The 6,416-nt window shown below is 68.3% G+C and carries 5 protein-coding genes and 1 pseudogene; 5 read left to right on the forward strand and 1 reads right to left on the reverse strand.

Features of this window, described 5'->3' with window-relative positions; all coding sequences use genetic code 11:
• The first annotated feature begins 1 nt into the window (after nt 1).
• Nucleotides 2-1,852, forward strand: coding sequence for a glutathione-regulated potassium-efflux system protein KefC (gene kefC, locus BLS74_RS21005; RefSeq protein ID WP_093109069.1), 1,851 nt, complete (start codon nt 2-4; stop codon nt 1,850-1,852).
• 6 nt (nt 1,853-1,858) lie between these two features.
• On the opposite strand, the gene BLS74_RS21010 is transcribed toward kefC, so the two are convergent.
• Entirely contained in the window at nt 1,859-2,725 is an 867-nt protein-coding gene (locus tag BLS74_RS21010; protein WP_093109070.1) for an amidohydrolase family protein, read from the reverse strand.
• A gap of 103 nt (nt 2,726-2,828) precedes the next feature.
• On the opposite strand from BLS74_RS21010, the gene BLS74_RS21015 reads away from it, so the two are divergent.
• From BLS74_RS21015 to BLS74_RS35145, 4 genes and pseudogenes are all read left to right on the forward strand, one after another.
• The gene (locus BLS74_RS21015; protein WP_093109071.1) at nt 2,829-3,605 is read left to right on the forward strand and encodes a crotonase/enoyl-CoA hydratase family protein; all 777 of its coding nucleotides are present in this window, start codon (nt 2,829-2,831) and stop codon (nt 3,603-3,605) included.
• Entirely contained in the window at nt 3,602-5,467 is a 1,866-nt protein-coding gene (locus BLS74_RS21020; RefSeq protein WP_093109072.1) for a feruloyl-CoA synthase, read from the forward strand. The genes BLS74_RS21015 and BLS74_RS21020 overlap by 4 nt, the downstream gene beginning before the upstream one ends.
• On the forward strand, nt 5,464-6,228 hold the full coding sequence (locus BLS74_RS21025) for an SDR family NAD(P)-dependent oxidoreductase (protein WP_093109073.1): 765 nt from the start codon (nt 5,464-5,466) through the stop codon (nt 6,226-6,228). Before BLS74_RS21020 ends, BLS74_RS21025 begins: the two co-directional genes overlap by 4 nt.
• 26 nt (nt 6,229-6,254) lie before the next feature.
• A pseudogene (locus BLS74_RS35145) lies at nt 6,255-6,416 on the forward strand (twin-arginine translocation pathway signal protein); the annotation flags it as partial.

A 6,416-nucleotide genomic window follows, 5' to 3' on the forward strand; every position in this document is an offset into this window, starting at 1 on the left:
CATGGAACATGCACCGGCCTGGCTCGTCAATTCCCTGATCTATCTGGGCGCCGCGGTACTCGTGGTGCCGCTGTCGAAAGCGCTCGGCCTCGGCGCGATCATCGGCTACCTGGCGGCCGGCATCTTCATCGGCCCCTGGGGGCTGGGCCTGGTCAGCAACGTGGTGGACATCCTGCACTTCGCCGAGTTCGGCGTGGTGCTGATGCTGTTCCTGGTCGGCCTGGAACTGGAGCCCAAGCGCCTGTGGAGCCTGCGCCGGCCGATCTTCGGCTGGGGCTCGGCCCAGGTGCTGGCCTGCGCTGTCGTGCTGTTCCTGGTTGGCTGGGCGGCCGGCGCGAGCTGGCGCGTGGCGCTGGTCGCGGCGCTAGGGCTCGCGCTGTCCTCGACCGCGATCGCGCTCCAGGTGCTGGGCGAGCGCAACCTGCTGCCGACCGCGAGCGGGCAGGCCGGCTTCTCGATCCTGCTGTTCCAGGACGTGGCCGCGATCCCGATCCTCGCGCTGCTCCCCCTGCTGGCGGTCGGCTCCGACACCGGCCCGGCCATCACCGGCGCCGACCGTGCGCTCGAGGGCCTGAAGATCGTCGCGGTCGTCGGGGGCATCGTGCTCGGCGGCAGGCTCGCGGTGCGGCCGATCCTGCGCTGGATCGCGCGCAGCAACACGCCCGAGATCTTCACCGCCGCCTCGCTGCTGCTGGTGGTGGCGATCGCGGCGCTGATGCAGTTCGTCGGCCTGTCGATGGCCCTGGGCGCCTTCCTCGCCGGCGTGCTACTGGCGGAAAGCGAATACCGGCGCGAGCTCGAGACCGACATCGAACCCTTCAAGGGCCTCCTGCTCGGCCTGTTCTTCATCGCGGTCGGCATGAGCATCGACTTCGGCGTGCTGATCGCCCAGCCGGGGCTGATGGCGCTGGTGGTGGCCGGCTTCATGCTGTTCAAGTTCGTCGTGATCTACACGCTGGCCAAGCTGATGGGCGTGCCCTACCAGGAACGACCGGTGTTCACGCTGCTGCTCGCGCAGGGCGGCGAGTTCGCCTTCGTCGTGTTCCAGGCGGCCGGGCCCAACGTGCTGCCGCCGGGCGTCGCCTCCTTCCTGATCGGCGCGGTCGCGCTCTCGATGCTGATCTCGCCGCTCCTGCTGGTGGCGCTCGACAAGTGGGTGCTGCCGCGCTACAGCGCGCAAGGCCCGGTTTCGATGGACGAAATCTCCGAGCAGCAGGAGGCCAAGGTGCTGATCTGCGGCTTCGGCCGCTATGGCCAGATTCTCGGGCGCATGCTGAGTGCGCAAGGCCTGACGCTCACCGTGCTCGACCACGACCCCGACACCATCGAGAGCCTGCGCGAGCTCGGCTTCCGCGTCTTCTACGGCGATGCGACCCGGCTCGACCTGCTGCGCACCGCCGGCGCCGGCACCGCCCGCGTGCTGGTGGTGGCGGTCGACGACATCGAGCAGTCGCTGACCATCGTCGACCTCGCGCGCGAGCATTTCCCGAACGCGCGCATCGTGGCGCGGGCACGCAACGTCGGCCACCTGTTCCAGCTGCTCGACCGCGGCGTGGAGTCGATCGAGCGCGAGCTGTTCGAGTCTTCGCTGCGCAGCGCGCGCTCGGTGCTCGAAGGGCTGGGCTGGCCGGCGCACGAGGCGCGCGAGGCCGCGATGCGCTTTCGCCGCCGCAACATCCAGCTGATGTACGAGATCTACCCGCACTACAAGGACCGCGCCAAGCTGATCGCGGTCTCCAAGGAGGGCCGCCAGCAGTTCCAGGAGCAGCTGGCACGCGAGCGCGAGGAGCGCAAGAAGCGTTCGGGCCGCGACTGGGACCTGGCCGCTGAAGAGGAAGAACAGGTCCCTTGAGACCTGCTACTGGTCGAGCTTCAGCAGCCGCACCGCGTTGCCCTTGAGGATGCCGGGCATCACTTCGGGCTTGAAGCCGGCCTCCTCGAAATCCTTCATCCAGCGATCCGGCGTGATCAGCGGATAGTCGCTGCCGAACAGGATGCGGTCCTTGAGCAGCGTGTTGGCGTACTGCACCAGCTGCTTCGGAAAGTACTTGGGGCTCCAGCCCGAGAGATCGATCCAGACGTTGGGCTTGTGCGTCGCCACGCTGAGCGCCTCGTCCTGCCAGGGGAAGCTGGGGTGGGCCATCACGATCTGCATGTCGGGGAAGTCGATCGCGACGTCGTCCAGGTGCATCGGGTTGCTGTATTCCAGGCGCAGCCCGCCACCGCAGCGCATGCCCGAGCCGATGCCGCTGTGGCCGGTGTGGAACACGGCCGGCAGGCCGTACTCGTTGATCACCTCGTAGATCGGCCAGGCCATCTTGTCGTAGGGGTGGTAGCCCTGCACCGTCGGATGGAACTTGAAGCCCTTGACGCCGTGCTCCTCGACCAGCCGCCGCGCCTCGCGCGCGCCCATCTTTCCCTTGTGCGGATCGATGCTGGCGAAGGCGATCATGATGTCGCTGTTCTTCTGCGCCGCCTCGGCGATCTCCTCGTTCGGGATGCGGCGCCGGCCCAGGTTCGACTCCGCGTCGACCATGAACATCACCAAACCGATCTTTTTTTCACGGTAGTAGTCGATGCTTTCCTGGATGGTCGGGCGCCGGCTCGACCGGAAGTACTTGTCGGCCGCGCGGTCGTATTCCTCGCCGTAATTGTCGAAGGGGTTCCAGCAGCTCACTTCGGCATGCGTGTGGGTGTCGATGGCGATCAGGTTCTGATGGTCCATGGTCTTGTCTCCGATGCGGGTAAATACCAGTGTCCAAGGGCGAAGTGCAGCTTGAATTAGTTATTTTCCATAACCATAATCGATCATGCTCCGGAGCGCAACCATGACCTATCCTGCCGACCTTCAACTCGAAATCCGCGACGACATCGCGATCATCCGCCTGACACGCGCAACCAAGCGCAATGCGCTCTCCGACGCGCTGATCCTCGCGCTGCGCGACACCTTCCAGAACCTGCCTTCCACCGTGCGCGCCGCGGTGATCGACGGCGACGGCCCGCACTTCTGTGCCGGCCTCGACCTCGCCGAGCTGAAGGAGCGCGACGCCGGCCAGGGCCTGCACCATTCGCGGCTGTGGCACGCGGCGCTCGACCTCGTGCAGTACGGCCCGGTGCCGGTGATCGCGGCGCTGCACGGCGCGGTGGTCGGCGGCGGGCTCGAGCTCGCGAGCGCCTGCCACATCCGCGTGGCCGACACCACCACCTTCTATGCGCTGCCCGAAGGCTCGCGTGGCATCTTCGTCGGCGGCGGCGGCTCGGTGCGGATCCCGAAGCTGATCGGCGCCGCCCGCATGACCGACATGATGATGACCGGCCGCGTCTACAACGCCGAGGACGGCGAGCGCGCCGGCTTCGCGCAGTACCTGGTCGCCGAAGGCCGGGCCCTGGAAAAAGCGATCGAGCTGGCGACGCGCGTCGCCACCAATGCGCCGCTGACCAACTATGCGCTGATGCACGCGCTGCCGCGCATCGCCGAGCAGCCGGCCGACCACGGCTTCTTCACCGAAGCGCTGATGGCCGGCATCGCCCAGAGCGCGCCCGAGGCCAAGGAACGCGTGCGCGACTTCCTCGAAGGCCGTGCGAACAAGGTGAGCAAGGAATGAGCGCTGTCCGATACCGCCCGCTTGCCTTCGGCGTGACACGCGCCGTGGTGCGCGAGGGCGCGCCGGGCACCCGCTACCTGCAGGCCGAGACGCCGCTGGCGCCCTACTGCGAGCGCATGACCGACCGCCTGCTGCACTGGGCCGAGGCGGCACCGGAACGCACCTTCATCGCGCGCCGCGAACGCCTGCCCGACGGCAGCACCGGCGACTGGATCCGCGTGAGCTACGCCGAGGCACTCCGGAAAGCACGCAGCATCGCGCAAGCCCTGCTCGACCGCGGCCTCGGCCCCGAGCGCCCGGTCGCGATCCTGAGCGAGAACGGCATCGAGCACGCGCTGATGGCGCTCGGCTGCCTTCATGCCGGCGTGCCGCACTGCTCGGTGTCGCCGCCCTATTCGCTCGTGAGCCAGGACTTCGAGAAGCTGCGCCACGTGCTGGGCACGCTGACGCCCGGCCTGGTGTTCGCGGCCGACGCCGCGCGCTTCGGCAAGGCGATCGCTGCCGCGGTGCCGACCGATGTTGAGGTCGTGCTCGTCGAGGGCACGCTGGAGGGGCGCAAGACCACCTCCTTCGAACAGCTGGCCGCGACGTCCGCGACGCCCGCCGTCGATGCCGCGCTGCGGGCCACCGGCCCCGGCACCATCACCAAGTTCCTCTTCACCTCGGGCTCGACGAAGCTGCCCAAGGCCGTGATCAACACGCACCGCATGTGGTGCGCCAACCAGCAGCAGCTGCGGCAGTCGATCCCCGCGCTCGGCGAAGAGCCGCCCGTGCTCATCGACTGGCTGCCCTGGAACCACACCTTCGGCGGCAACCACAACGTCGGCATCGTGCTCGACAACGGCGGCTCGCTCTACATCGACGACGGCAAGCCCACGCCCGCCGGCATGGCCGAGACCCTGCGCAACCTGCGCGAGATCGCGCCCACCATCTACTTCAACGTGCCGACCGGCTTCGAGGCCATCGCGCAGGCGATGGAGACTGACGCGGTGCTGCGCCGCAACCTGCTGTCGCGCGTGAAGATGTTCTTCTACTCGGGCGCCGCGCTCTCGCAGCCCATCTGGGACAGCCTGCACAAGACGCAGGAGGCCGAGGTCGGCGAACGCATCGTGATGGGCACCGGCCTGGGCATGACCGAATCCGGCCCCTTCGCGCTCTATGTCACCGGCCCCGAGGTGAAGTCGGGCGACCTGGGCCTGCCGGCGCCGGGCATCGAGATCAAGCTGATCGAGGTCGATGGCAAGACCGAGGTCCGCTACCGCGGCCCCAACATCACGCCGGGCTACTGGCGTTCGCCCGCGGCCACGACCGAGGCCTTCGACGAAGAGGGCTTCTTCTGCACCGGCGACGCGGTGAAGTGGATCGACGACAACAACATCCACCGCGGCCTGCGCTTCGACGGCCGCATCGCGGAGGACTTCAAGCTCGCGACCGGCACCTTCGTGAGCGTCGGCCCGCTGCGCGCGAAAATCATCGCGGCCGGCGCGCCGTACGTGCAGGATGCGGTGCTGACCGGACTCAACCTCAAGGAGGTTGGCGCCTTGATCTTCTCGACGCCGAAGGTGCGCCAGCTCGCCGGCCTCGGCCCCGATGCGCCGATGCGCGAGGTGGTCCAGAGCGCGTCGGTGCAGGCGCATTTCCAGCGCGTCGTCGACGAGCTCGCGAAAGGCGCCACCGGCAGCGCCAACCGCATCGCGCGCCTCGCCCTGGTTTTCGAGCCGCCCTCGATCGACAAGGGCGAGGTCACCGACAAGGGTTCGATCAACCAGCGCTCCGTGCTCAAGCACCGCGCCGACACGGTGGATGCGCTGCACGCCGGCACCTTGCCCTTCACGTTGAAACCCCAAGGAGACAAAGCATGAACATCCAAGGACAAGCCGCGCTCGTTACCGGCGGCGCATCGGGCCTGGGCGAGGCCACCGCGCGCGAACTCGCGCGCCTGGGCGCAAGGGTCGCCGTGCTGGACGTCAACACCGCGCTGGCCGAAAAGGTCGCGGCCGAGATCGGCGGCATCGCCTGCGCCTGCGACATCACCAACACCGACAGCGTCAACGCCGCACTCGACAAGGCCGCGGCCGCGCACGGCCCCGCGCGCATCCTCATGAACGTGGCCGGCATCGGCAGCGCCAAGCGCATCGTCGGCAAGGACGGCAACGCGGCGCCGCTCGAAGACTTCGTGCGCGTGGTCAACGTCAACCTGATCGGCACCTACAACATCAGCCGCCTCTATGCGGCGCAATGCGCAAAGCTCGATCCGCTCGAAGGCGGCGAACGCGGCGTGATGCTCTTCACCGCCTCGGTCGCGGCCTTCGACGGCCAGGTCGGCCAGCAGGCCTACAGCGCCTCGAAGAGTGGCCTGGTGGGCATGACGCTGCCGATGGCGCGCGACCTCGCGCAGCACGGCATCCGCGTGTGCACCATCGCGCCGGGCCTGTTCGCGACGCCGCTGTTGAAGGAACTGCCCGAAGCGATCCAGCAATCGCTGGCCGCATCGATCCCCTTCCCGCCGCGCCTGGGCAAGCCCTCGGAGTTCGCCGAGCTGGCCTGCCATATCGTCGCCAACGGCCACCTCAACGGCGAAGTCATTCGCCTGGACGGCGCGCTGCGCATGGCGCCGCGCTGAATTTCGCGAAGACAAGGAGACATGCCATGAACACCCGACGCCATCTCATCAAGACCCTCGGCGGTGCAGCCGCACTCGCTGCCCTGCACCCCTTGGCCGCGCTGGCCCAGACCATCGAGCAGGTCAAGATCCTCTACGGCTTCCCGGCCGGCAGCGCCGGCGACAGCGTGGCGCGCCGCGTCGGCGAG

Origin of the sequence: Variovorax sp. CF079 (assembly GCF_900101545.1) — a bacterium.
Taxonomy (GTDB): domain Bacteria; phylum Pseudomonadota; class Gammaproteobacteria; order Burkholderiales; family Burkholderiaceae_C; genus Variovorax.

What these genes read in the sequence shown, in the direction of transcription:
- kefC (WP_093109069.1), top strand. Translation starts at nt 2, where the DNA reads ATGGAACATGCACCGGCCTGGCTCGTCAATTCCCTGATCTATCTGGGC.
- BLS74_RS21010 (WP_093109070.1), bottom strand. Translation starts at nt 2,725, where the DNA reads ATGGACCATCAGAACCTGATCGCCATCGACACCCACACGCATGCCGAA.
- BLS74_RS21025 (WP_093109073.1), top strand. Translation starts at nt 5,464, where the DNA reads ATGAACATCCAAGGACAAGCCGCGCTCGTTACCGGCGGCGCATCGGGC.
- BLS74_RS21020 (WP_093109072.1), top strand. Translation starts at nt 3,602, where the DNA reads ATGAGCGCTGTCCGATACCGCCCGCTTGCCTTCGGCGTGACACGCGCC.
- BLS74_RS21015 (WP_093109071.1), top strand. Translation starts at nt 2,829, where the DNA reads ATGACCTATCCTGCCGACCTTCAACTCGAAATCCGCGACGACATCGCG.